Here is a 22,940-nt window from a genome sequence, read left to right as displayed (position 1 = left end):
AAGGCTTCCCATGAGTGAAGATGCGCAAGATGTCGTTCTGATCGTCGAGGACGACGAATCCATTATGTTTGTGCTGGGCGAGTACCTGGCCGGCCTCGGCTATCGGGTATTGAAGGCCATCGATGGGGAGCAGGCCTTCGAAATCCTCGCAACCAAGCCGCACCTGGACCTTATGGTGACCGACTACCGCCTGCCCGGCGGGATTTCCGGGGTGCAGATCGCCGAGCCGGCGATGAAGTTGCGCCCGGAACTGAAAGTGATCTTCATCAGCGGTTACCCGCAGGAAATCCTTGACTGCAACAGCCCCATCACGCGCAACGCGCCGATCCTGGCCAAGCCGTTTGACCTGGATACGCTGCAAGAGCATATCCAGCGGTTGTTGGCCTGAAGGATACGGCGCCTGCCGGCAGGCGCCGCTCATTTCCCCCTCTCAGGGCGTAAGCTTCTGTACGTTTGCGTTGAGCACACTTGAAGGTGTAAACGCGAACCTGATCGCGATGGTAGGACGAGTGTGGATCGATGGGCAGGGTGATGACACCCAGGACCGTTTCCAGATCATTTTTGACCCTGGCCGCGAGTTGATCTGGCGTCATGTAACCCACAGAACCGGGTGGTAATTGCGCCTTCTTGAGCGTCCAGATGTATTGTGGCAAATGCAGCCAACACTCGATTAATGATCTGGTCGTTAAATGTGTGTCGGTTATTGATATCCCCCATCTCTCGCTTTTGGTGTTCGAACGCATCTTCATGGTTCAAGTGCGCGCCGCCTGCGAAAACCTTCTGCTGCTCCAAATGCGCAGCACGGTCGTTTGCAGCGTCAACGGTTGTTGGGCATATCGCTGAGCCAGTTGACTGTCACCATCAACGCTTGGCGGCTGTACAGAAGCGTCGGTTTGCAGAGCCGCCAGCGACAGGCGCGATGTCTGGATAAACGGGGGTTCAAATGGGACAAAATGGGCAAGCGACGGAGTGGAGAGGTGTGCAGACAGGGTCATCAGTGCATGCTCAGTCGGGACTGTCGAATAGGTTCGCAGCGTCCTTACGCGAGGGTTTCCTACCTGTTCGTGTACCGAAGGCACTAAATGATTCCACGATTACCCTGCCTGCTAATTACCAAGTAATGCAGGACGAGTGACGGTTGCTCGTCAGCGGTCCGTCATGTCGACTGACTGTTTGATCATCTCCCGGACCTTTACGGTCAACAAATCAAAGGTGAACGGCTTGGTGATCAACTGCATCCCAGGATCAAGGAAACCGCCACGCACCGCTGCATGCTCGGCGTAACCGGTGATGAACAGCACCTTGAGATCCGGACGGATCTGCCGGCCGATTTCCGCCAGTTGGCGGCCATTCATGCCGGGCAGGCCAACGTCGCTGATCATCAAGTCAATACGTTGCTCCGACTCGATGATCGGCACCGCCGTGTTGGCGTCACCCGCTTCGACATAGCCATAACCCAACTCTTTGAGTACCGCGCTGACCAGCACGCGCACGGCGGGGTCGTCCTCGACAATCAGTACCGTTTCCCCCGCATTGGCGGAAGGCAAAAGCGCTGGGTCAGCCACTAACTCGGCGGCGATTTCGCCGATGAACCGTGGCAGAAACAGACTGACCGTCGTGCCTTTGCCCACTTCGCTGTGAATGGTCACATGGCCACGCGACTGGCGGGCAAACCCGTAGATCATCGATAAACCCAGTCCCGTGCCCTGGCCGATGGGCTTGGTCGTAAAGAATGGGTCGAACACGCGGCCGATAACACTTTCCGGAATGCCACAGCCCGTGTCGCTGACGCGCAGTTCAACGTAGTCACCCGGCAGCAGGGTGCCGTAGGCGGCGGTGAACACACTGTCGAGGTGGCGGTTATTGGTTTCCACGGTCAGGCGGCCACCGTTGGGCATCGCGTCACGGGCATTGATCACTAGGTTGAGCAGGGCGTTTTCCAACTGATTGGGGTCGGCCTCGGCGGTCCACGGTTCGTGGGCGAGTTGCATGTCCAGGGCGATGCTTTCGTTGATACTGCGTTGCAGCAACTCACCCATCGAAGTTACCAGTTGGTTGATCTCCACGGGCTTGGAGTCAAGTGATTGCCGGCGCGAAAACGCCAGCAGCCGATGGGTAAGGCTCGCCGCACGGTTAGCGGAGGTGACGCCCAGATCGATGAGGCTGTCCAGGTCGTCCAATTTGCCTCGGGCAATACGCCTTCGCAGCATTTCCAGGCTGCCGATGATCCCCGTCAACATGTTGTTGAAGTCGTGCGCGATACCGCCAGTGAGCTGGCCGACGGCTTCCATTTTCTGAGATTGGCGCAGGGCTTCCTCGTTGCTGCGCAGCTGCATGGTGCGTTCTTCGACCTGCTGCTCCAAGGTTGCCAACGTACGTTGCAGGCGCAGTTCGCTCTCACTTAAGTCAACCAGGCGGTCGCGCGCCTCATACTGCCGGCGCCGGCTGCGCACGGCAGTAGTAACCAGGCTGATCAGCGTGGAGGGGTGAAACGGTCGTTCCAGAAAGGTCACGTTGCCAAGCAAATTGCTCAGGTGAGACGAGCCGCTTTGCTCCTTGCCGCCATGGTGAGTCATCAGCACGATGGGCAAATCGGACCAGGGCGGCTGGCGACGCAGGCAATCAAGCAACGTATTGAGGTCAACACCGCGCAACGCTTCGACCGCCACGATCAGCAGGCCGGCGCCTTGCTCCAGCGCCTCGCACAGTCGTGGCAAGTCGCTGGCAATCAGGCTGCCATACCCCGCTTCTTTGAGCATCATTGACGCGAGTACGCTATCGCGTCCCATCGGCGCAAGAATGATTGCTCGCTCGGATACAGGTAACGACATACTCACTCTAACGGGTCCACGAGCAGCGGGGCTTCACTCCCCATGTACGTCGGCACCCCGCGCAATACGCCCTGGAACGACTCGAGTGGGTCACCAACGGCCATGCCGCCGGCGCCGATGCGGTACTCGCGGATGGTCGACTCGTGGGTACCGGTACGTTTCTTGATCACGGAAATAGCCCGTCGGACTTTGCCGAGTGCCTCGAAGTAACGCAACAGGATCACCGTGTCTGCCAGGTAAGTAAGGTCGACAGGCGCCTGCATGTCACCGACCAGACCGTGCTGGGCAACGGTCATGAAGGTCGCGGCACCACGTCGGTTGAGGTAAAGCAACAGTTCGTGCATGTGCAGGATCAGCGAGTTCTCTTCCGGCATGGCGGCCTGGAAACCGTTGACGCTGTCGATCACCACCGTCTTGATGCCGCGTTCGTCCACGCAACGCCGCACGCGGTGAGAAAACTCACCCGGTGACAGCTCGGCGGCATCCACTTGCTCAATGAAAAGATTGCCGGTTGCCTGCAGTGCTGGAAGATCGATGTTCAACTGCCGCATGCGTTCGAACAACAGGCCGAGTTCTTCATCGAAAATAAACAGCGCGGCTTTCTCTCCACGCGACACGGCGGCAGCAGCGAACAGAATCGAAATCAGCGACTTGCCGGTGCCGGCTGGGCCTAGGATTAACGTGCTGGAGCCGGTCTCGATGCCGCCACCCAGCAATGCATCCAATTCGCCAATGCCGGTGGTGAGCGTTTGACGGACATAGCCGGCGCGATGTTCGGCGGCCACCAGTCGCGGGAATACGTGGATGCCATCGCCGGCAATGGTGAAGTCATGAAAGCCGCCGCGGTATTTTTGCCCACGGTATTTGACGACGCGCACCCGGCGCCGCTCGGCACCGTAGACCGGCGTCAGCTCTTCCAGGCGGATAACGCCATGGGCAACGCTGTGTACGGTTTTATCCAGCGCTTCGGTGGTCAAGTCATCCAGCAACAGGACCGTGGCGTCATAGCGCACAAAGTAGTGCTTGATCGCCAGGATTTGCCGGCGATAGCGCAGCGAACTCTGCGCCAGCAAGCGGATTTCCGACAAACTGTCGATCACCACGCGGGTCGGCTTGACCTTTTCCACCACTTCGAATATCTGCCGGGTCGCTTCGCCCAATTCCAGATCGGACGAATACAACAGACTTTGCTGGTGATCAGTGTCGAGAATGCTTTCGGGCGGCGTCAGCTCGAATATGTGAATGTTTTCATCGAGGTCCCAGCCATGGGACTTGGCACCCTGGCGCAACTCGCGCTCGGTTTCCGAGAGTGTGATGTACAGGGATCGCTCGCCGCATTTGGCGCCGTCCTGAAGAAAGTGCAGGGCGACGGTGGTTTTGCCGGTCCCAGGCTCACCTTCGAGCAGGAACAAATGGCTGCGAGACAAACCGCCGGCAAGAATGTCGTCGAGACCGACGATACCGGTGGCTGCTTTGTCACTTGATAGCGCATTGGATGTAGACAAGAAGTGCCCTCAGGTCACATACGAGTAGAGGTGCGCGTTCGTTCGAACGCGCCATATTCTCTTGACCGTTGTGTATTCCGGGGGTTCAACCGTTTCAGGAGGTTTGTGCGGCGCGTCGGCTTTTCAGAACATTTTGCTGAAGCGCTATAGACCTTGTTGCAGCGCCGGATCGTCGGGATTCTGCTGTTCCAGTTGCGCGAGCAGCACTTGCACGTTCTGGAGCTGGCCGCTTTCCTTCCAATAGTTGACCAGCAAAACCCGGGCTTTGCGATTGGCGGGGTGGCGCTGGATGATCTCTTCCAGTTGTCGCTGGGCGGCTTCCAGTTCCTGCTGGGCGTGCAGGGTGGTGGCGAGGTCGTAGCGGTAATCCTGATTGCCCGGTTCCAACTCCACCGCTTTGGATAGACCCAGCAGGGCATAGGGGCGCTCGCCATGGTGCAGCAGCCACATCCCCAACGCGTGTTGCAGATACGCTGATTCCGGGTGCGCCGCCAATTGGCGCGCCAGGAGCTGGCGGGACTCGTCGGTCTTGCCCTGTTTATCCAGCAGCTCGATCTGCGCCACCACGGCTTGCAGGTTGTCCGGCTGCAGCCGCATGGCCTGTTCCAGGGCATCTTGTGCTTGCGGCAACAGTGCGCTGTGAATGTACAGGCGCGCCAGTTGAATCCAGCCTTCAGCCGTTTCGGGTTGGGCCTTGAGCTCTTTCACAAACTCATCCAGCACCTGCTGCAAAGGCCCGAAGTACAGGCCCAGGGTGTCGGGGGACAGACCCAGCAGGGCGTTGGCGGCGGTGAATCGGACAGCTTGTTCGGGATCGTCCAGTACCGGGCCGAGCAACAGCGTGCGCTGGCCGGTGGGCACCAGGCCGACAATGCTGTGGATGGCCGCCTCGCGGACCAGCGCCGATTCGCTGCTCAGGTCTTTATCTGCAAGCTTCAAGGCTTGAGGGCTAGGGTAATTGGGCAGTTCGGCGTGCAACGCCGCGCGGCGCTCGGGCGACAGGTCCGGCCGACCGAGTTGCTGGTACAACACGCGGGCGGCGCCTGGCTCACCGTTGCGCGCCTGTTTCAGGGCTTTGGAGTAACCCTGGGCAATCGCAGGAGGTACGGCCACCGGGGTGGAACGGGAGAAATACCAGATCAGCACAATAGACAACAGGGCGCACAGGCCGATGATGGAGTAACGGCGTGACTTTGACATGCAGGCGTCCGAAAGCGTGGGCAGGAGAGCAAAGCCGTCAGCTTCGGTCAGAGCATGGCAGGTGTCAAACCCGTGAGCAGCATGCGTCCCATCGCTTGTTGAGCGGCGGGGTCGATGACTGGCCAAAACAGTCAGCTAGCTTGAAGGTTTTGACCATTGCCGCCCTGGCGCTCCAGAGCGACTATTCCGACCATTCGGACCGTTCAAGGGAACAATAATGCAGATTGAAAACAAGATCTTCCTGGTCAGCGGCGGCGCTTCCGGTCTCGGTGCGGCTACCGCTGAAATGCTCATTGCCGCTGGTGCCAAAGTGATGCTGGTGGACCTCAACGCCGACGCGGTGGCGGCGAAGGCCCAGCAGCTCGGCGAGAACGCCCGCAGTGCAGTGGCAGATATCAGCCAGGAAGCGGCTGCCGAATCCGCCGTGCAGGCCACGGTTGCAGCGTTTGGCGGTTTGCATGGGCTGGTGAACTGCGCCGGAGTGGTGCGTGGCGAAAAAATCCTCGGCAAAAACGGCCCCCACGGGCTGGCGAGTTTTGCCCAGGTGATCAACGTCAACTTGATCGGCAGCTTCAACCTGCTGCGCCTGGCGGCTGCCGCCATTGCTGAAACCGAGGCGAATGACGATGGCGAGTGCGGTGTGATCATCAATACCGCTTCCGTGGCCGCATTCGACGGGCAAATCGGCCAGGCCGCCTACGCCGCCTCCAAAGGCGCTATTGCCAGCCTGACGTTGCCCGCCGCACGTGAGCTGGCGCGCTTTGGCATTCGCGTGATGACCATCGCCCCCGGCATTTTCGAAACACCGATGATGGCCGGCATGACGCCCGAAGTGCGCGACTCCCTGGCCGCCGGCGTGCCATTTCCGCCACGCCTGGGCAAACCCGCCGAATACGCCGCGCTGGTGCGGCACATTATTGAAAACAGCATGCTCAATGGCGAGGTGATCCGTCTCGACGGCGCCTTGCGCATGGCTGCCAAGTAAGGAGTATTTCCCATGACTGATCCCATCGTTATTGTCAGCGCCGTGCGCACGCCCATGGGCGCGTTCCAAGGCGACCTCAAGGGCCTGACGGCGCCGCAGCTGGGTTCCGCCGCGATTCGTGCCGCCGTTGAGCGTGCCGGTATTGCCAGCGACGCCGTGGATGAAGTGTTGTTTGGCTGCGTGCTACCCGCAGGCCTCGGCCAGGCGCCCGCTCGCCAGGCCGCATTGGGTGCCGGGCTGGACAAGGGCACCCGTTGCACCACCCTCAACAAGATGTGCGGCTCGGGCATGGAAGCGGCGATCCTGGCCCATGATGCGTTGCTGGCCGGCAGCGTCGACGTGGTGATTGCCGGCGGCATGGAAAGCATGTCCAACGCGCCGTACCTGCTGGACCGCGCGCGCAGCGGCTACCGCATGGGCCACGGCCGCGTACTTGACCATATGTTCATCGACGGCCTCGAGGACGCCTACGACAAGGGCCGCCTGATGGGCACCTTTGCCGAAGATTGCGCCTTGCATAACGGTTTCAGCCGTGAGGCCCAGGACGCGTTCGCCATTGCCTCGCTGACACGTGCACAGGAGGCGATCACCCATGGCAGCTTTGCTGCGGAGATCGTCCCGGTGCAAGTCACCGTGGGCAAAGAGCAGAAAACCATCCTGCATGACGAACAGCCGCCCAAGGCCAAACTGGACAAGATCGGTGGCCTCAAACCGGCGTTCCGCGAAGGCGGTACCGTCACGGCGGCCAACTCCAGCTCGATTTCCGATGGTGCGGCGGCGCTGCTGCTGATGCGCCAGTCCGAAGCTGAGAAGCGCGGACTGAAACCTCTGGCAGTGATCCATGGGCATGCGGCATTTGCCGATGAGCCGGGGCTGTTTCCGGTGGCACCGGTGGGGGCGATTCGCAAGCTGATGACCAAGACCGGCTGGAGCCTGGGTGAAGTCGATCTGTTCGAGATCAACGAAGCCTTTGCCGTGGTCAGCCTGGTGACCATGAGTAAGCTGGAAATCCCCCACGCCAAGGTCAACATCCACGGTGGCGCGTGCGCCCTGGGCCATCCAATCGGCGCCTCAGGGGCGCGGATTTTGGTGACGTTGCTCTCGGCCTTGCGCCAGAACGGCCTCAAGCGCGGCGTCGCCGCCATTTGCATCGGCGGTGGTGAAGCCACAGCCATGGCCGTCGAATGCCTGTACTAAGGACTTATCATCATGCTGGCGAATGAAGAACAACTGCAGATCAGCGACGCCGCCCGGCAATTTGCCCAGGAGCGCCTGAAACCCTTTGCTGCCGAATGGGACCGCGAGCACCGTTTTCCCAAGGAGGCCATCAGTGAAATGGCCGAGCTGGGCTTTTTCGGCATGCTGGTGCCGGAGCAGTGGGGCGGGTGCGACACCGGTTACCTGGCCTACGCCATGGCGCTGGAAGAAATCGCCGCAGGCGACGGTGCCTGCTCGACCATCATGAGCGTGCACAACTCGGTCGGTTGCGTGCCGATCCTGAAATTCGGCAACGACCAGCAGAAAGAGCAATTCCTCAAACCCCTGGCCAGCGGCGCGATGCTCGGTGCCTTTGCGCTGACCGAACCTCAGGCCGGCTCCGATGCCAGCAGCCTGAAAACCCGCGCGCGCCTGGACGGCGACCATTACGTACTGAACGGCTGCAAACAATTCATCACGTCCGGGCAGAACGCCGGTGTGGTGATTGTGTTTGCCGTCACCGACCCGGCTGCCGGCAAACGCGGGATCAGCGCGTTTATCGTGCCGACCGACTCGCCGGGCTACAGCGTGGCGCGGGTCGAAGACAAGCTCGGCCAGCATGCGTCTGACACCTGCCAGATTCTCTTTGAAGACCTGAAGGTGCCGGTCGCCAATCGGCTGGGTGAGGAGGGCGAAGGCTACAAGATTGCCCTCGCCAACCTCGAGGGTGGCCGCGTGGGCATCGCCTCGCAAGCAGTGGGCATGGCGCGCGCAGCCTTCGAAGCGGCCCGCGACTATGCCCGCGAGCGCGAAAGCTTCGGCAAACCGATCATCGAGCATCAGGCCGTGGCCTTTCGACTGGCCGACATGGCCACGCAAATCGCGGTTGCCCGGCAGATGGTGCATTACGCCGCCGCCCTGCGTGACAGCGGCAAGCCAGCGCTGGTGGAAGCCTCGATGGCCAAGCTGTTTGCCTCGGAAATGGCCGAGAAAGTCTGCTCGGCTGCCTTGCAAACCCTCGGCGGTTACGGTTACCTGAGCGACTTCCCCCTGGAGCGGATCTACCGCGATGTGCGGGTCTGCCAGATTTACGAAGGCACCAGCGATATCCAGCGCATGGTCATCTCACGCAATCTTTAAGGAGCCGATACATGAGTTACGAAACCATCTTGCTCGAAGTCCAGGGCCGCGTCGGGCTGATTACCCTCAATCGTCCGGAAGCCCTTAACGCCCTGAATGCGCAACTGGTCAGCGAATTGAACCAGGCGCTGGATGGCCTGGAAGCCAACCCCGAAATCGGCTGCATCGTGTTGACGGGCTCGAAAAAGGCCTTTGCCGCCGGTGCCGATATCAAGGAAATGGCCGAGCTGACCTACCCACAGATTTATCTGGACGACCTGTTCAGCGACAGCGATCGCGTAGCCAACCGTCGCAAACCGATCATTGCCGCGGTCAACGGCTTCGCTTTGGGTGGCGGTTGCGAACTGGCGTTGATGTGCGACTTCATCCTGGCCGGTGACAACGCCAAGTTCGGTCAGCCGGAAATCAACCTCGGCGTACTGCCAGGCATGGGCGGCACGCAGCGCCTGACCCGCGCGGTGGGCAAGGCCAAGGCCATGGAAATGTGCCTGACCGGACGCTTCATCGACGCCGTGGAAGCAGAGCGCTGCGGAATTGTCGCGCGTATCGTGCCGGCCGATGAATTGCTGGAAGAAGCGCTGAAAGTCGCCACCCTGATTGCCGGCAAATCAGTGCCGATCAGCATGATGGTCAAGGAAAGCGTGAACCGTGCGTTTGAAGTGAGCCTGTCGGAAGGCGTGCGCTTTGAGCGCCGGGTGTTCCACGCAGCGTTTGCAACGCAGGATCAGAAGGAAGGCATGGCGGCGTTTGTGGCCAAGCGTGCGCCGGAGTTTAAAGATAAGTAACACAATTGTATAAACACTGAAGATCAATATGTGGGAGCGAGCAAGCCCGCTCCCACATTGGTTTTGTGGTGCGTCAGTCAGATCTGATAATTCTTCAGTTCCCTGGCGATCACCATCCGCTGAATCTCGCTGGTCCCTTCGTAAATCTGCGTGATCCGCGCATCCCGGTAGTAACGCTCCACCGGGTAATCCTCCAAGTACCCATACCCGCCGTGAATCTGCATGGCTGACGAGCAGACTTTCTCCGCCACTTCCGAGGCAAACAGCTTGGCCTGGGAGGCTTCCGACAGGCATGGCTTGCCGGCGCTGCGCAGTCGCGCGGCGTGCAGGATCAGCAGGCGCGCGGCATTCAGCTGGGTTTGCATGTCTGCCAGCAGATTGGCCACGCTCTGGTGTTCGATGATCGCCTTGTTGAACTGCACGCGATCACGGGCATACGCCAGCGCCGCCTCAAACGCCGCACGAGCGATTCCCAATGCCTGGGCAGCAATGCCGATGCGCCCGCCCTCCAGGTTGGACAGGGCAATCGCCAGGCCCTTGCCACGCTCGCCGAGCAGGTTGGCCTCGGGCACCGTGCATTGGTTGAGGGTGACGGCGCAGGTGTCCGAAGCGCGGATACCCATCTTGTGCTCGGTGCGATCCACTACGAACCCGGGAGTTGCCGTAGGCACCAGGAACGCCGAAATGCCTTTCTTGCCCAGCTCCGGGTCCGTCACGGCGAACACAATGGCCAGCTTGGCGCGCTTGCCGTTGCTGACGAACTGCTTGGCGCCATTGAGGACCCACTGGCCGTCACGCAGTTCGGCACGGGTGCGCAGGTTGTGGGCTTCAGAGCCGGCCTGGGGTTCGGTCAGGCAGAAGCAGCCAATCGCTTGGCCGCTGGCCAGGTCCGCCAGCCAGGTTTGCTTCTGTGCATCTGTGCCGTAGTTGAGGATTGGTCCGCAACCCACTGAATTATGGATACTCATCAATGCGCCAGTGGCACCGTCCCCGGCGGAAATTTCTTCCACGGCGAGGGCGTAGGCGACGTAATCGACATACGTACCGCCCCATTCTTCCGGCACCACCATGCCCAGCAGGCCCAGTTCGCCCATCTTCGCCACCAGAGTGTCGTCGATCCAGCCGGCTTTCTCCCAGGCTTGCGCGTAGGGGGCGATTTCGCCACGGGCAAAGTCGCGCGCCATGTCGCGGATCATCACTTGTTCTTCTGTGTATTCAATGTCTTGCATGGCTTAGTTTGCAACCTGCTTGAAGTGATGAAAGAAGCTTTCTACATGGCTGGGCGCCAGCCCATGCAGGGTTGGCGGGTTCCAGCGGGGGCTCTTGTCTTTGTCGATGATCAGGGCGCGAACACCTTCGATCAGGTCGCCGCGCTCGAACCATTGCCGGTCAAGGTGCAACTCCAGGGCAAAACATTGCTCCAGGGGCAGGCGGCGGCCGCGACGTAACATTTCCAAGGTGACGGCCATGGCCAGCGGCGAGCGGGTTTTCATCAGGTTGGCGGTGGTCAGCGCCCATTCGTGGCTATCGGCGACGGTGACTTCCTGAAGCTGCTCAACGATGCTCGGTACATCCGGCAGCGCGAAGAAGTGGTCGATGGCCGTGCGCAAAGCGGCCAGCGGTGGGTCGGGCAGTTGCTGCACAGCCAGTTTGGCGAGCACGCCTTGCAGGTCTTTAAGTGGTGAGTCATGCCATTGCAGGCGATCAAGCTTCTGGTCCAGCTCGGCGAGCTTCGCGCTGTCGAGATACCAGTCTGCCAACCCGCAATACAACGCATCGGCTGCGCGGATCTGCACCCCGGTGACGCCCAGGTAGGTGCCCAGCTCGCCGGGGATACGCGACAGGAAATAACTGCCGCCCACGTCAGGGAAGTAACCGATCGCCACTTCCGGCATCGCCAGGCGACTGCGTTCGGTGACGACGCGCAAATCGGCGCCCTGCACCAGGCCCATGCCGCCGCCCAGGACAAACCCGTCCATCAGTGCCAGCACCGGTTTGCGATAATGGTGAACGGCCAGGTCCAGCGCGTATTCCTCGACAAAAAAGTCTTGGTGCAGGCTGTCGCCGTTCTTGAAGCTGTCGTATAGGGAACGTATATCGCCGCCGGCACAAAAGGCCTTCTCGCCCGCACCGCGCAGGACCACGGCGTGCACCTGGGGGTCATCGGCCCACGCCTGCAGTTGGGACGCCAGGCGGCGCACCATGTCCAGGGTGATGGCATTCAAGCCGGCGGGGCGATTGAGGGTGAGGTGGCCGATATGGTTGCGAATCTCGGCGAGCACTGCGTCCTGATGCGTATCTGCGTGGCTTGCCTCGGTTGAAACCTGAGCAGTCATCGATAACTCCCTGCTTTTATTGTTCTTTATCAAGATGTTCGCGAACGAAACATCCCTTGATCGTACCAGTGCAAATTTGCCCAGTACAACCTTCAATCATGCAGGTCGTTTTTGCATTTATGCAGCGAGTGGGTGACGGCCTCAAGGCACCCGACTGGCCAGCACTTCACCAATACTGCGGCGCCTGGCGTGGGTTTCCGCTGCGTGGATCAGTTGTTCCAGCGCTGTGGGCTCCACGTCATAGAATTGCTCCATTTCGGCCAGCGCGAGTTTTAAATCGGCGGCGGTAATGGCGGGGTCTCGATCAGCGTTGGGGTAGGGCAAAAGGGGGGCCGGTGATTCGGCGGCTTTCGGATAGCGCGTGCGCGTAGCGTTGTTATAGGCCAGTGCGCAGGTCAACAAGGCGCCGGCTCCGAGTAGCACCGCGCCTAACTCATACCAACCCAGTGCGGCGGACGCCGGGTCAGCCAATACCAGCGTCATGGCTAGGCCACCGGCCGGCGGGTGCAGGCAGCGCAGCCAGCACATCAGCACCACCGTCATGCCCGCCGCCAAGCAGGCGCCACCCAGGGACGGGCCGAGAACTCGGGTCACCAGCAGGGCGACGACACCCGCGCAAAGGTAGCTGCCGATGATCGACCAGGGCTGCGCCAATGCACCCGATGACACGGCGAACAGCAACACGGCCGAAGCGCCAAGCGGGCCGAGCAGGTGCAATGCGACCTCCATGCCAAACACTTGGGCACATAGCCAGACACTGAAGAGTGTGCCCACGGCCATGCCGATGGCAGCACGGCTCCATTCGGTGGGGCGGGTGTTGATTGCAGCGGGGAGCCAGCGAGCGAGCATTGAAAGGGAGTCCATAAACAGCGGGCAAAAAAAAGGCTTGTCTGGTCGCCCGGAAAAGCCCTTTGAGCGTTCCAACCGTTGGGGGAAAGAACCTCTGCAGTGTGCCGACCCTGGAGAAAGGGTGCCAATGCATATTAATGAAGCTTGAGTGCAAGAATAATGAATTGTAACGGCGTTAATTGGGCAGAGAGCAACAGACCTTACCGAGCACGCGATTACGGGTTTCTTCGTCCAAAAAACGTCTGTGAAGGTTTTCCTGTAACCCCGGTTCACTGGCCAACGGTCCTTTCAATGCCACCAAGGCATCGCGCAACCCCATCAGCCGGTCCAAAGGCAGCTTGGACACGTAGGCGGCCTGCACTTCGGCACGGGTCAGGGCAGGCTTATCAAGCGAAACATGATCTGGCACGGTGTTGTCCTCTCGTCCTTGTTATGACCCATGACCTGTGGCGGTAAATAAATACCGCACCCAGGCGAGTTTACAGTCGGGTTTTGGGCGCAGGAAAGGGAAAAGGCACCAGCCATTACGTAAAGCTACGTAGGAGTTTTCTGCGTCGGGAGCGCCGGCGCAGGGGTCAAGGTTGCGCGGTTTTCGCCAGGTGCAGGAGCACGTAAGGGTTGCGGTCGAATTCGCCGGTCAGGGTTGGGGTAATGGAACGAAAGCGCGGGTCCGTCAAACCTTCGTAGTCCGCAGCGCTCATCACCAGCCAAGCGGGCCCTTGGATCGGCTTCAAGTCGGCCGCTTGCTGGGTGAACAACGGCACTTGGTCGCAGTCGACGTTGACCATGTATTTGATGGCCTTGGCGTCCTTGCCCAAACCGTGCAAAACCACCGGCGCCCGTTGTTGCATCACCTGCTCATGGACCTCAAGGGTAAAGGTGCGGGTGTCGTAGACACTGCGTTCCAGCGGTTCGACCACCAGAATATAGGTGGCCCAGACCGCCAATACGGCTGTAAACGCTGGCCCGACCGGGCGCAGCCGCGTCTTGAACAACGCCAGCAGCGCCAGGACCTGCAGCCCCCCAAGCACGCCGAACACCCAGCCAAGATGGCTCATTTGTTCAGGATAGCGCGGTCTCGCGAACAGCAACCCGACAATCAACAGCGTCGGTAACACCGTCCAGATACCCAGCATCAACCCGCGCAGCCAGGCGAAGAGGCGCCCGTGCGCTACGTGGAAGGGATACGCCGCAATAATTGCCGCCATGGGCAACATCGGCAGTACATAGCGCGCCTTTTTAGCCTGGGGAATCGACAGGCCAAGCATCACCAGAAGCCCCGCGCCCGCGCAGTACCACACCAACTGCAACGCCGGCCCTGGGGCACGCCGCCCGCTGATCAGCATCGCCAGCAGCACCAACACTGCCATCGGGTACGCCATGGCATAGTTGCCCAGGGAACTGGTGAAGTAATACAACACGCCACTGGAGCCTTCGCTGCCATCCATGCGTCCGAGGAACTGCATGCGGATCACGTCCTGCATGAAGCCTTCGCCACCACTCAGCTTGGCCATCAGCAACAACAGGCCAACACACGCCCCCAGTAACGCCAGCGCGAGTAAGCCGAAGCTGAACAGCTGGCGCCATTGCCGGTTGATCAGGTAGTAGCTGCACAACACGCCAGTGGGGATGACCAGGCCAATCGGCCCACGCACCGCAAAGCCGACAATCAGCAGCAGGTACAGCCAGTGCAGGCGTTTTCCCGCACCGAAGTGGTCATGGGCATAACCCAGGTAGAACACCGCCAGGGAGATCGCGGCCAGCATCTGGTCGAGGGACACCGAGCGGGTTTCGCTGATAAACGTGCTGCTTAGCAAGAGTAGTGCAATGCTCAGCAGGCCCCAGCGTTGGGAGTGGGGCGCGGTCAGGCGATACACCAGGGTAACGATAAACGCCGAGGCAATCGCCGTGGGCAGCCACGCGGTGAGGCTGGTGACCTGGCCCAATGGCAAGGACAGCAACCACGTCAGCAGCGTCGACGTAGCCAGGTAATCCGCATAGGGCTGCCCGTACGTGGTGGGGAAAAAGCTAGGCCCATGGCGCAACATCTCCTGGGCGAACACCACGAAGCGTGAGTCGAAGCCAATAATCGCCTGGTGCCAGCTGCCGGCGATAAACAGCAACAACGCCAGCAACCCCACACCAAGGGATTGGCGACGGATCGTTGGGTTTAACAAGGGCGGTCGAGCTTTGTTCACGTCTCAGGCTTCCACGACCTGTGGCAGCCACTGCTGCTGGGGGATCGGCAAGTTGCACGAGTCGCCGCGGCCAATCGGGTAGTACTGGAAGCCTTTGCGCGCCAGGCGTTCGCCGTCGTAGAGGTTGCGACCGTCAAAGATCACCGGGGTTTTCAGGCGTTGGTGGATCAGGTCGAAGTCCGGCGCCTTGAACTGTTGCCATTCGGTGCAGACGATCAGCGCATCGGCCCCACCCAGGGTCGACTCCGGGGTGCCCATCAGCATCAGTCGTGGGTCATCGCCGTAGAGGCGCTGGGTTTCTTGCATGGCTTCCGGGTCGAACGCACGCACACTGGCGCCGGCGGCCCACAACGCTTCCATCAGCACCCGGCTTGGCGCATCACGCATGTCGTCGGTATTGGGCTTGAACGCCAGGCCCCACAGGGCAAAGGTCTTGCCGCGCAGGTTGCCCTTGAAGTACGCATTGACCCGTTCGAACAGCTTGCTCTTCTGGCGCTGGTTGATGGCTTCCACCGCCTCAAGCAGGTCGCTGGAGCAGTTGGCTTGCTTGGCGCTGTGGATCAGGGCGCGCATGTCTTTGGGGAAGCATGAGCCGCCGTAGCCACAACCGGGATAGATGAAGTGGTAACCAATGCGCGAGTCGGCGCCGATGCCAAGACGCACGGCTTCGATGTCCGCGCCCAAGTGTTCAGCCAGCTCGGCGATCTGGTTGATAAAGCTGATCTTGGTCGCGAGCATGCAGTTGGCGGCGTATTTGGTCAGTTCGGCGCTGCGCAGGTCCATGAAGATGATGCGGTCGTGGTTGCGATTGAACGGCGCGTAGAGGTCACGCATCACATCGCGTACTTCTTCGCGCTCACAGCCGATGATGATGCGGTCCGGGCGGCGGCAGTCGGCAACGGCCGAGCCTTCCTTGAGAAATTCCGGATTGGAGACGATGTCGAACTCCAGGTGCCGGCCAGCCAGGTGCAGGGCTTTCTCGATATGCGCACGCAGGGTGTCGCCGGTGCCGACGGGCACGGTGGATTTTTCCACCAGGATTACCGGTTCCTTGCGGTGACGGGCCACTGCATCGCCGACTGACAGCACGTACTTAAGGTCAGCCGAGCCGTCTTCATCCGAAGGCGTGCCCACGGCGATAAACAGCACTTCACCATGCTCGACGGCCAGCTTTTCATCAAAGGTGAAATGCAGGCGCCCGCTCTCCAGGTTTTCCTTCACCATCGCCGCCAGCCCCGGCTCGAAGATGCTCACATGGCCTTGCTGCAGCAGCTTGACCTTGTTCTGATCGACGTCCATGCAGATGACATCGTGACCGACTTCGGCCAATACGGTGGCCTGCACCAGGCCGACGTAACCACTACCAAATACACTGATTTTCATGGGGCATTCCTGGGACTTGTAGCGCTAGCACGACGAGAGTTGATAACCAGCACACCGAGGATGACAAGCGCCACCCCCAGGGTTTTTGAAACGGAAAAATCTTCGTTGAACGCCGGCAGGCTGGCCGCCAGCAGGTACACCAGGGCGTAGCTGATGCTCAACAGCGAATAGGCGCGGCCCAGCGGCAGGTGCTTGAGCGCGCCGAGCCAGCAGAGCATCGACAGCGCGTAGGCCAGGATCGCCAGGACGACGACGCCGAGGGCACCGAGGTCAATGCTTGCCGTGAACCATTCATTGGGCTGCGGCAGGCGCGTCATGCTCCAGCGCATGCCCAACTGGGCAGCACTGACCAGGCCGACGCTGCCCGAGGCCAAGGCAAAACCTTGTACCCGGCTCATACGTGGCGCCCTAGCAGCACGACACCGCCGATCACCAGCGCCACGCCCAGCCAGTGACGGCCGTCGATGGGCTCATGAAACACAAACCGCGCCACCAGTGTGACCAGCACGAAATTCAGGCTGAGCATGGGGTAGGCAATGCCCACTTCAAGGCGCTGCAGCACCAGCAGCCACACCAGCAGGCCCAGGCCCAGGCACACCAGCGCCGACCACAACCACGGCGAGCGCAGCTTTAACGCCCAGCCCTGCGGCAGGTCGCGCCAGCTTTCCACGGCGAACTTCTGTGAGACCTGGCCCATGCACGTCAGCAGGCAGGCGGCCAATAACAGCAGCAGGGTGATCATGGATTCACCTGCGGGAAGATCAGAATCACGATGTTGCCTTGCTCATAGCGCTTGCCGTCAGTCGGCAGCAAGGCGACTTCGGCGATTTCATCGTCACCTTTAACGCGCATCACCACGCCGACCGGACCTTTCTGGCGCGCATCGCTCATCCATTGCTGGACTTGGGTGGTGTCTATTTTGTGGTGGCCGGCATCCGGGTAGGCGAGGCCGTATTTGACTTCGCCGACGGTGTTATAGAGCGTCACGTCCGGACGTGCCAGGCGCCACGACAGCGCCGACGCCGCGCCCAGGTCATTGCTGAGCAATGCGGTGGCGGGTTGCAGTTCCTGCAGGTGGTCGATGATGAATTGATCCGGGGTCTTGTTGTACACCACCGAGTGCGGCAACGCGGCCGGCAACAACGCGACCATCAACCAGCTGCCGAGTATGGGGGCAGCCCACAAACGCAATGGCTGCGCGGCCTGCAGTAAGTTGACCAGGATCCAGCCGAACAGGAAGGTGAACACCAGCACCAGGCTGAGGGTTTCCTGGCCGTGCGCGTACACCGGTTTTTTCAGTTGAAACCAGCTCAGCGCCAGCAGCACCACTACACCAATGACCAGGTTCAGCCAGCCGTTGATCCGCAATGCCCGGTAGCGGCCCTGGGCCAGCTTGTCGGCCAGGGTATTGCCCATCAGCAAGGCCAGCGGCAGCAGGCACGGCATGATGTAGGAGGGCAGCTTGCCCTTGGCCAGGCTGAAAAATGCCAGGGGTATCAGCAGCCACAGCAACACAAAGCCGATTTTCGCGCTGCGCTTGTCCAGCCACGCCTGTTTCAAGGTGGACGGCAACAGGGCGACCCACGGCAGGCTGAACGCAACCAGCAACGGCAGGTAGTACCAGAACGGCTCGGCGTGCTGCGCATCGTCGCCGGCGAAGCGTTGGATATGCTCGTGCCAGAAGAAGAAGTTCCAGTAGTCCGGCTCTTGCAGGTGCACCGCCAACGCCCACGGCACGCTCACGACGATCGCCACGATCACGGCGACCACGCCGTAACCCAGCAGCTCACGCAAACGCTTTTGCCAGATCGCGTAGGGCAGGGCGATCAACACCGGCAGCAGCCAGGCCAGGAAACCCTTGGTCATAAAGCCCATGCCACAGGCCAGGCCGAGTAGCGCCCAGGACCCGAGACGACCATTGCGAGTGGTGCTGTCGAAGCAGAACCACAAGGCCACGCCGGTCAGGTTCACCCAGAAGGTGAATTGCGGATCGAGGTTGGCGTAACCACCCAGGGCTGCAACGCTGATAAAGCTCATGTAGAGCACGGTGCTGACCAGGCTTTTTTGCGGGTCGTTCCACAAGCGGCGGCTGACCAGATAAACCAGCACAATGCTCAGGCCGGTGCTCAAGGCCGACGCAAACCGCACGCCAAACAGGTTCTGCCCGAAAATCGCCTGGCCCAGCGCGATCATCCAGTAGCCCGCTGCAGGCTTCTCGAAGTAGCGAATGCCCATGAAGTGCGGCGAGGCCCATTTGCCGGTCAGCAGCATTTCCTGGCTGATCTGCGCGTAACGGGTTTCATCCGGAATCCACAGCCCGTGAGTGGCCAGCGGCAGCAGGTAAAACACGCCAAACGCCAACAAGAGCAAAGGCAGGGCCATGCGACGGATCATGCCTGCTGCACTCCGAGCCAACCTTCACGGCCACTCAAGGTGCCGCGCACCAGTTGTTGCTGGGGCAGGGTGGTCAGGTCGCTGGGCAGCAAATCGCCCAGCGGCTTGAAGTCGATGCCGCGCTGCGCTGCCTGGGCGAGCAAGTGGCGAAAATCATTGGCCATCAGAATCCCTTCTACTTCTGCGTGGATCGTGTAGACGTTGAGCTTCGACGCGGCAAAGCGGTCGAGAATGAACGCATTAAAGTCTTGGGTAGACACCACCGGCCCGACGACTTCGTCGAAGGTCGGCAGGTCTACCGGAATTTGTGGGGTACCCGCGCTGCCATCGGCCAAGGTAGGACGAAACAGGCTGGTGCCCCGGCAATCGCTGTTGTAGCGAAAGTTGAAGCCTTGCTTGGCTTGCACCACGCGCTCGTCCGCACGCCAACCGGCGGCGGCCGAACAGTCGACGCGTTCGCCGAGGATATCGCTGAGGGTGTCGACGCCACGACGGATCTGTTCGACCAGCTGTGCTTCACTCCAGCGCCCGGTGTTGGCCTGCCAGCCGTGGTGATCCCAGGCGTGCAGGCCGACTTCATGCCCCGCCGCCTTGGCCTGGCGCATCAAATGCCCCAGGTCACGGCCGATCGGCTTGCCCGGCCAGGCGGTGCCGGCCAGCAGGATATCCAGGCCATACAGCCCGACGGCGTTGGAACGCAGCATCTTCCACAGGAATTGCGGGCGGATCAGGCGCCACAGGTGGCGCCCCATATTGTCCGGCCCGACACTGAAGAAGAACGTCGCTTTCACCCCCGCTTCATCCAGGGTTTCGAGCAACCGCGGCACACCTTCACGGGTGCCACGGTAGGTGTCGACGTCGATGCGCAAGCCTGCCTGCATTAGTGCTTATCCGCGATTTCAAGCATGGCTTCGCGCAGGAAGAAGTCCAGCGTGTTGCCGATGGTTTCGCTCATCTCTACGGTTGGCTCCCAGTTCAGCAGGCGCTTGGCGTTTTCGATGCTTGGCTTGCGGTGCGCCACGTCCTGGTAACCGGTGCCGTAGAACGCCTTGCTCTCAACGTCGCGGAAACCGGCGAACGGCGGGAAGTTGCCACGCAACGGGTGCGCTTCGAACTGACGCAGCAGCTCTTCGCCCAACTGCCGGATGCTGGCTTCGTTTTCCGGGTTGCCGATGTTGATGATCTGGCCGTTGCACGCATCGTTGTCGTTATCAATGATGCGTGCCAGGGCTTCGATGCCGTCGGCGATGTCGGTAAAGCAGCGCTTCTGCTCGCCACCGTCGAACAGGCGGATCGGCGTGCCTTCCACCAGGTTGAGGATCAGCTGGGTGATGGCGCGGGAGCTGCCGATACGTGCCGAATCCAGGCGGTCCAGGCGTGGGCCCATCCAGTTGAAGGGACGGAACAGGGTGAAGTTCAGGCCCTTGGCGCCGTAGGCCCAGATCACGCGGTCCAGCAGTTGCTTGGAGACCGAGTAGATCCAGCGCTGCTTGTTGACCGGGCCGACCACCAGGTTCGAGGTGTCTTCGTCGAAGTACTGGTCCTGGCACATGCCATAGACTTCGGAGGTCGACGGGAAGATCACGCGTTTGTTGTACTTGACGCAGTAGCGCACCAGCTTGAGGTTTTCTTCGAAGTCCAGTTCGAACACGCGCAACGGGTTGCGGGTGTATTCGATTGGGGTGGCGATGGCCACCAGCGGCAGGACCACGTCGCACTTCTTGATGTGGTACTCGATCCACTCGGTGTGGATGCTGATGTCGCCTTCCACGTAATGGAAGTTCGGGTGGCTGCGCAGGCGCTCGATGGCGTCGGAGCCGATGTCCAGGCCGTAGACTTCGTAACGGTCGTCACGCAGCAGGCGCTCGGACAGGTGATTCCCGATAAAGCCGTTCACACCCAGGATCAGCACGCGGGTACGGCGTGGCTTGCGGCCGGACTCGGCGCCGCGCAGCACGGAACCGTCGACCAGGCCCAGTTCGTTGGCCAGGGACGGGCCGGCCAGGTACAGGCCGTTGTCGTTGCGCTGGCCGAACTTGATCACCAGTGAGTCTTCGCCGCAGGCAATGCGCAGCGGGTTGACGCTGATCACTCGGCCCGGCGCCAGGCCTTCGTTGCCCTTGAGCACTTCGGCTTGCCACACGATCAGCTTGTGCTCGCCCACGGCGCAGAAGGCGCCAGGGTACGGTTGGGTGACAGCGCGAACCAGGTTGAACAATTCTTCAGCCGGTTTTTTCCATTCCAGTTTGCCATCGGCGGCGGTGCGGCGGCCGAAGTAGGTGGCCTGGCTTTCGTCCTGGGCAGTTTCAGCGAGTTTGCCGGCGGCCAATTGCGGCAAGGCATCGCGCAGCAGGTTGCTGGCAGCGTCGCGCAGTTTGGCGTGCAGGGTCAGGCCGGTGTCGCTGCGCTCGATGAGGACTTTTTGCTGGGCCAGGATCGCGCCGGCATCGGCACGCTTGACCATGCGGTGCAGGGTCACGCCGGTTTCGGTCTCGCCATTGACCAGCACCCAGTTGGCCGGGGCACGGCCACGGTACTTGGGCAGCAAGGAGCCATGCAGGTTGAACGCACCTTTGCGCGCGGTGGCCAACAGTGGCTCGCTCAGCAGGTTGCGGTAGTAGAACGAGAAGATGTAGTCCGGGTTCAGCTTGGCGATACGCTCGATCCACAGCGGGTGGTTGGCGTCTTCCGGGGCGTGCACAGGAATACCGTTGCGCGCACACAGTTGGGCGACGGAACCGTAGAAGTTGTTTTCCTTCGGGTCATCGGCATGGGTGAACACGGCAGCAATTTCGTAACCGGTATTGAGCAGCGCTTCAATCCCTGCACAACCAATGTCGTGGTACGCGAATACAACAGCTTTTGAACTCATGATTGGACCTGATCAGCAGAAGTAGAGGTATGGGAGGACACCAGGCCGTCAACGACGACCACCGGAGCCGGTGCTGCCGGCGTGTTGCGCAGCACTTTTTCGATAAAGAAGCGTGGGCGGGCACGCACGTCGCTGTACATACGGCCCAGGTATTCACCCAAGAGCCCCATGCCGATGAACTGGCCGCCGGTGAACACGAACAGCACCGCAAACAGCACGAACAAGCCATCGCCGGCCCAGTCGGCACCGAACACCAGGCGCAAGATGATCAGGGCGAAGGCGAACAGCATGCCCAGCGCCGCCAGGCTGAAGCCGACGATGGACAGCAGGCGCAGTGGGGTCGTGGTCATGCAGGTCAGCAGGTCGAACATCAGGCTGATCAGGCGCATGGCGCTGTATTTGGATTCGCCGTGTTCGCGCTCGGCGTGGTGCACCAGGATTTCCGTGGTGTGGCGGGCAAAGCCGTTGGCCAGGATCGGGATAAAGGTGCTGCGTTCGCGGCAGGCGAGCATTGCATCGACGATGGTGCGGCGGTAGGCACGCAGCATGCAGCCGTAGTCGGTCATGGCCACGCCGGTGGAACGTTGTACGGCCAGGTTGATCAGGCGCGAAGGCCAGCGGCGGAAGGCCGAGTCCTGGCGGTTGTTGCGCACCGTGGCGACCACGTCGTAACCCAGGGCGGCTTGTTCTACCAAGCGCGGGATTTCTTCGGGCGGGTTCTGCAGGTCGGCGTCAAGGGTAATCACCACTTCGCCCCGGCACTGCTCGAAACCGGCCATGATCGCCGCATGTTGGCCGTAGTTACGGTTGAGGATCACCGCCACCACGTTGCTGCCGTCTTCAGCGGCGGCGTCTTCCAGCAATTGGGCCGAATTGTCGCGGCTACCGTCATCCACCAGGATGATTTCGTATTCGTAGGCCAGTTGCTTGCAGGCTGCCGTCGTGCGACGCAGCAATTCAGGCAGGCTCTCTTGTTCGTTGTAGACCGGGATAACGATCGACACGCAATGAATAGGGTAGGGTTTCAAAGATTCATGACCTCGGGGTTAGAGCAACTTGGAGCGTGGAAACAGCAGCTGTCATTGGGCAAAAGCCCGGTCCGCAGATTTAGAAGCGGCGCCAAAGGTGAAGCATAATCAATAGGTTAGACGATATAGCGCGGTTTGCTATGAAGTGCTGTGTTTAAGATTAAGCGTAAAAATGTGGAACAGATATGAAAGGCTGATGAAAAACTCGTTTATTTGACAGGTAGACAGCTAGGGTTC

The 22,940-nt window shown here is 60.8% G+C and carries 21 protein-coding genes; 5 read left to right on the top strand and 16 right to left on the bottom strand.

What is annotated here, in order from left to right; translation table 11 throughout:
• Nucleotides 1-10 precede the first annotated feature (10 nt).
• Nucleotides 11-388 carry a response regulator gene (locus BFP95_RS04360; protein WP_049713300.1) on the top strand — a complete coding sequence of 126 codons (378 nt, stop codon included), beginning with the start codon at nucleotides 11-13 and terminating at the stop codon, nucleotides 386-388.
• Nucleotides 389-752: 364 nt separating this feature from the next.
• Here the strand turns inward: BFP95_RS04360 and BFP95_RS29360 are convergent, their stop codons facing one another.
• The 4 genes from BFP95_RS29360 to BFP95_RS04340 form a co-directional block, all read right to left on the bottom strand.
• Complete coding sequence (locus tag BFP95_RS29360; protein ID WP_139115289.1) at nucleotides 753-995, bottom strand: hypothetical protein; 243 nt, start codon at nucleotides 993-995, stop codon at nucleotides 753-755.
• A gap of 150 nt (nucleotides 996-1,145) precedes the next feature.
• Nucleotides 1,146-2,831: an ATP-binding protein gene (locus BFP95_RS04350; RefSeq protein WP_065909353.1), complete on the bottom strand. Its 1,686-nt coding sequence runs from the start codon at nucleotides 2,829-2,831 to the stop codon at nucleotides 1,146-1,148.
• 2 nt (nucleotides 2,832-2,833) lie between these two features.
• Nucleotides 2,834-4,336 carry an ATPase domain-containing protein gene (locus BFP95_RS04345; RefSeq protein WP_065909351.1) on the bottom strand — a complete coding sequence of 501 codons (1,503 nt, stop codon included), beginning with the start codon at nucleotides 4,334-4,336 and terminating at the stop codon, nucleotides 2,834-2,836.
• Between the two features lie 144 nt (nucleotides 4,337-4,480).
• Complete coding sequence (locus BFP95_RS04340; protein WP_065890966.1) at nucleotides 4,481-5,536, bottom strand: tetratricopeptide repeat protein; 1,056 nt, start codon at nucleotides 5,534-5,536, stop codon at nucleotides 4,481-4,483.
• A gap of 217 nt (nucleotides 5,537-5,753) precedes the next feature.
• On the opposite strand from BFP95_RS04340, the gene BFP95_RS04335 reads away from it, so the two are divergent.
• Genes BFP95_RS04335 through BFP95_RS04320 form a run of 4 tightly spaced genes read left to right on the top strand, consistent with a single transcriptional unit; the run spans nucleotide 5,754 to nucleotide 9,643 of the window.
• Nucleotides 5,754-6,521 (top strand): SDR family NAD(P)-dependent oxidoreductase, encoded by a 768-nt coding sequence (locus BFP95_RS04335; protein WP_065909349.1) that lies wholly within the window; start codon nucleotides 5,754-5,756, stop codon nucleotides 6,519-6,521.
• A 12-nt stretch (nucleotides 6,522-6,533) separates the two neighbouring features.
• Entirely contained in the window at nucleotides 6,534-7,718 is a 1,185-nt protein-coding gene (locus tag BFP95_RS04330) for an acetyl-CoA C-acyltransferase (protein ID WP_065873075.1), read from the top strand.
• Nucleotides 7,719-7,730: 12 nt separating this feature from the next.
• Nucleotides 7,731-8,858: an acyl-CoA dehydrogenase gene (locus tag BFP95_RS04325; RefSeq protein ID WP_065873076.1), complete on the top strand. Its 1,128-nt coding sequence runs from the start codon at nucleotides 7,731-7,733 to the stop codon at nucleotides 8,856-8,858.
• 11 nt (nucleotides 8,859-8,869) lie between these two features.
• The gene (locus BFP95_RS04320; RefSeq protein WP_065909347.1) at nucleotides 8,870-9,643 is read left to right on the top strand and encodes an enoyl-CoA hydratase; all 774 of its coding nucleotides are present in this window, start codon (nucleotides 8,870-8,872) and stop codon (nucleotides 9,641-9,643) included.
• A gap of 77 nt (nucleotides 9,644-9,720) precedes the next feature.
• Here the strand turns inward: BFP95_RS04320 and BFP95_RS04315 are convergent, their stop codons facing one another.
• From BFP95_RS04315 to arnC, 12 genes are all read right to left on the bottom strand, one after another.
• On the bottom strand, nucleotides 9,721-10,872 hold the full coding sequence (locus BFP95_RS04315; RefSeq protein WP_065909346.1) for an acyl-CoA dehydrogenase family protein: 1,152 nt from the start codon (nucleotides 10,870-10,872) through the stop codon (nucleotides 9,721-9,723).
• Nucleotides 10,873-10,875: 3 nt separating this feature from the next.
• On the bottom strand, nucleotides 10,876-11,979 hold the full coding sequence (locus BFP95_RS04310; protein WP_065909345.1) for an enoyl-CoA hydratase/isomerase family protein: 1,104 nt from the start codon (nucleotides 11,977-11,979) through the stop codon (nucleotides 10,876-10,878).
• A 141-nt stretch (nucleotides 11,980-12,120) separates the two neighbouring features.
• Nucleotides 12,121-12,828 carry an HPP family protein gene (locus BFP95_RS04305; RefSeq protein ID WP_065873080.1) on the bottom strand — a complete coding sequence of 236 codons (708 nt, stop codon included), beginning with the start codon at nucleotides 12,826-12,828 and terminating at the stop codon, nucleotides 12,121-12,123.
• A gap of 175 nt (nucleotides 12,829-13,003) precedes the next feature.
• A complete protein-coding gene (locus BFP95_RS29750; RefSeq protein WP_065909343.1) occupies nucleotides 13,004-13,237 on the bottom strand; it encodes a type VI secretion system contractile sheath small subunit in 234 nt (77 codons plus the stop codon).
• Between the two features lie 166 nt (nucleotides 13,238-13,403).
• Entirely contained in the window at nucleotides 13,404-15,026 is a 1,623-nt protein-coding gene (locus BFP95_RS04295; RefSeq protein ID WP_065909341.1) for an ArnT family glycosyltransferase, read from the bottom strand.
• 3 nt (nucleotides 15,027-15,029) lie between these two features.
• Nucleotides 15,030-16,409, bottom strand: coding sequence for a UDP-glucose dehydrogenase family protein (locus tag BFP95_RS04290; protein WP_049713316.1), 1,380 nt, complete (start codon nucleotides 16,407-16,409; stop codon nucleotides 15,030-15,032).
• Nucleotides 16,406-16,807: a 4-amino-4-deoxy-L-arabinose-phosphoundecaprenol flippase subunit ArnF gene (arnF, locus tag BFP95_RS04285; protein ID WP_065909340.1), complete on the bottom strand. Its 402-nt coding sequence runs from the start codon at nucleotides 16,805-16,807 to the stop codon at nucleotides 16,406-16,408. The genes BFP95_RS04290 and arnF overlap by 4 nt, the downstream gene beginning before the upstream one ends.
• The gene (gene arnE, locus BFP95_RS04280; RefSeq protein WP_065873084.1) at nucleotides 16,804-17,151 is read right to left on the bottom strand and encodes a 4-amino-4-deoxy-L-arabinose-phosphoundecaprenol flippase subunit ArnE; all 348 of its coding nucleotides are present in this window, start codon (nucleotides 17,149-17,151) and stop codon (nucleotides 16,804-16,806) included. Before arnE ends, arnF begins: the two co-directional genes overlap by 4 nt.
• The gene (arnT, locus tag BFP95_RS04275) at nucleotides 17,148-18,803 is read right to left on the bottom strand and encodes a lipid IV(A) 4-amino-4-deoxy-L-arabinosyltransferase (protein WP_065880526.1); all 1,656 of its coding nucleotides are present in this window, start codon (nucleotides 18,801-18,803) and stop codon (nucleotides 17,148-17,150) included. The genes arnE and arnT overlap by 4 nt, the downstream gene beginning before the upstream one ends.
• Complete coding sequence (gene arnD / locus BFP95_RS04270; RefSeq protein WP_065880525.1) at nucleotides 18,800-19,684, bottom strand: 4-deoxy-4-formamido-L-arabinose-phosphoundecaprenol deformylase; 885 nt, start codon at nucleotides 19,682-19,684, stop codon at nucleotides 18,800-18,802. The genes arnT and arnD overlap by 4 nt, the downstream gene beginning before the upstream one ends.
• On the bottom strand, nucleotides 19,684-21,675 hold the full coding sequence (arnA, locus tag BFP95_RS04265) for a bifunctional UDP-4-amino-4-deoxy-L-arabinose formyltransferase/UDP-glucuronic acid oxidase ArnA (protein WP_065880524.1): 1,992 nt from the start codon (nucleotides 21,673-21,675) through the stop codon (nucleotides 19,684-19,686). The genes arnD and arnA overlap by 1 nt, the downstream gene beginning before the upstream one ends.
• A complete protein-coding gene (gene arnC / locus BFP95_RS04260; protein WP_065873088.1) occupies nucleotides 21,672-22,703 on the bottom strand; it encodes an undecaprenyl-phosphate 4-deoxy-4-formamido-L-arabinose transferase in 1,032 nt (343 codons plus the stop codon). The genes arnA and arnC overlap by 4 nt, the downstream gene beginning before the upstream one ends.
• Between the last annotated feature and the right edge of the window lie 237 nt (nucleotides 22,704-22,940).

Origin of the sequence: Pseudomonas sp. 58 R 12 (assembly GCF_900005865.1) — a bacterium.
In the GTDB taxonomy this organism is placed as follows: domain Bacteria; phylum Pseudomonadota; class Gammaproteobacteria; order Pseudomonadales; family Pseudomonadaceae; genus Aquipseudomonas; species Aquipseudomonas tritici.
Note: the sequence above shows the minus strand (reverse complement) of the source record. Positions and strands in the feature narration are given on the sequence as shown.

Excerpts from the sequence above, each read along its gene's own strand:
- BFP95_RS04360 (WP_049713300.1), top strand. The coding sequence starts at position 11 with ATGAGTGAAGATGCGCAAGATGTCGTTCTGATCGTCGAGGACGACGAA.
- BFP95_RS29360 (WP_139115289.1), bottom strand. The coding sequence starts at position 995 with ATGACCCTGTCTGCACACCTCTCCACTCCGTCGCTTGCCCATTTTGTC.
- BFP95_RS04350 (WP_065909353.1), bottom strand. The coding sequence starts at position 2,831 with ATGTCGTTACCTGTATCCGAGCGAGCAATCATTCTTGCGCCGATGGGA.
- BFP95_RS04340 (WP_065890966.1), bottom strand. The coding sequence starts at position 5,536 with ATGTCAAAGTCACGCCGTTACTCCATCATCGGCCTGTGCGCCCTGTTG.
- BFP95_RS04335 (WP_065909349.1), top strand. The coding sequence starts at position 5,754 with ATGCAGATTGAAAACAAGATCTTCCTGGTCAGCGGCGGCGCTTCCGGT.
- BFP95_RS04330 (WP_065873075.1), top strand. The coding sequence starts at position 6,534 with ATGACTGATCCCATCGTTATTGTCAGCGCCGTGCGCACGCCCATGGGC.
- BFP95_RS04325 (WP_065873076.1), top strand. The coding sequence starts at position 7,731 with ATGCTGGCGAATGAAGAACAACTGCAGATCAGCGACGCCGCCCGGCAA.
- BFP95_RS04320 (WP_065909347.1), top strand. The coding sequence starts at position 8,870 with ATGAGTTACGAAACCATCTTGCTCGAAGTCCAGGGCCGCGTCGGGCTG.
- BFP95_RS04315 (WP_065909346.1), bottom strand. The coding sequence starts at position 10,872 with ATGCAAGACATTGAATACACAGAAGAACAAGTGATGATCCGCGACATG.
- BFP95_RS04310 (WP_065909345.1), bottom strand. The coding sequence starts at position 11,979 with ATGACTGCTCAGGTTTCAACCGAGGCAAGCCACGCAGATACGCATCAG.
- BFP95_RS04305 (WP_065873080.1), bottom strand. The coding sequence starts at position 12,828 with ATGCTCGCTCGCTGGCTCCCCGCTGCAATCAACACCCGCCCCACCGAA.
- BFP95_RS04290 (WP_049713316.1), bottom strand. The coding sequence starts at position 16,409 with ATGAAAATCAGTGTATTTGGTAGTGGTTACGTCGGCCTGGTGCAGGCC.
- arnF (WP_065909340.1), bottom strand. The coding sequence starts at position 16,807 with ATGAGCCGGGTACAAGGTTTTGCCTTGGCCTCGGGCAGCGTCGGCCTG.
- arnE (WP_065873084.1), bottom strand. The coding sequence starts at position 17,151 with ATGATCACCCTGCTGCTGTTATTGGCCGCCTGCCTGCTGACGTGCATG.
- arnT (WP_065880526.1), bottom strand. The coding sequence starts at position 18,803 with ATGATCCGTCGCATGGCCCTGCCTTTGCTCTTGTTGGCGTTTGGCGTG.
- arnD (WP_065880525.1), bottom strand. The coding sequence starts at position 19,684 with ATGCAGGCAGGCTTGCGCATCGACGTCGACACCTACCGTGGCACCCGT.
- arnA (WP_065880524.1), bottom strand. The coding sequence starts at position 21,675 with ATGAGTTCAAAAGCTGTTGTATTCGCGTACCACGACATTGGTTGTGCA.